This window comes from Desulfosporosinus sp. OT, from assembly GCF_000224515.1.
In the GTDB taxonomy this organism is placed as follows: domain Bacteria; phylum Bacillota; class Desulfitobacteriia; order Desulfitobacteriales; family Desulfitobacteriaceae; genus Desulfosporosinus.
The window spans coordinates 1-483 of record NZ_AGAF01000223.1; the positions used below are offsets into that span (position 1 = coordinate 1).

Annotated in this window: 1 pseudogene; it reads right to left on the reverse strand. The window is 40.4% G+C overall.

What is annotated here, in order from left to right:
- A pseudogene (locus DOT_RS20865) lies at positions 1-304 on the reverse strand (IS4/IS5 family transposase); the annotation flags it as partial.
- Positions 305-483 lie beyond the last annotated feature (179 nt).

Below are 483 nucleotides of genomic sequence, written 5' to 3' on the forward strand. Positions count from 1 at the left end.
CTAATCTAGTAAATTCGTGAAACAGTAGTTTCAGTGCTTCTGGACGAATTTTGTCTCTCTGTTGGACAAATGCTGAAGCGGTTGCGGTCTCTGACGAATAGCCCAGCCAATCATATAATTCTTTTGAAAGGCTATTGCCTCCCATGCCCACAAGCATAAGCAGCATAGTATGCAGCGATAATTTGCGTTCGCGTGAAAAGTCTTGCCCTGGTCGTTTCACGCAAGCCGGTAAATCTGCTGTGATTGAGCGTATTGCTTGGTGGAGCGCAGTTCGTACCTGCTCTGGATATGCTTTCTTTTTCATTTTAGAAGGCCTCCTTAAAAATGTCCTCATTTTCAAGGCGAAGCCTTCGATTTTTAATTTAATTGTCAAGTGTTTTTTTACAATTGATAAATTTGATATGTCCACCTGTATGTAAAAGAAAAACACAACCATCTTAATCTGGATGGTTGTGTTTTTCAGGCCTTAACTTAATGACATTG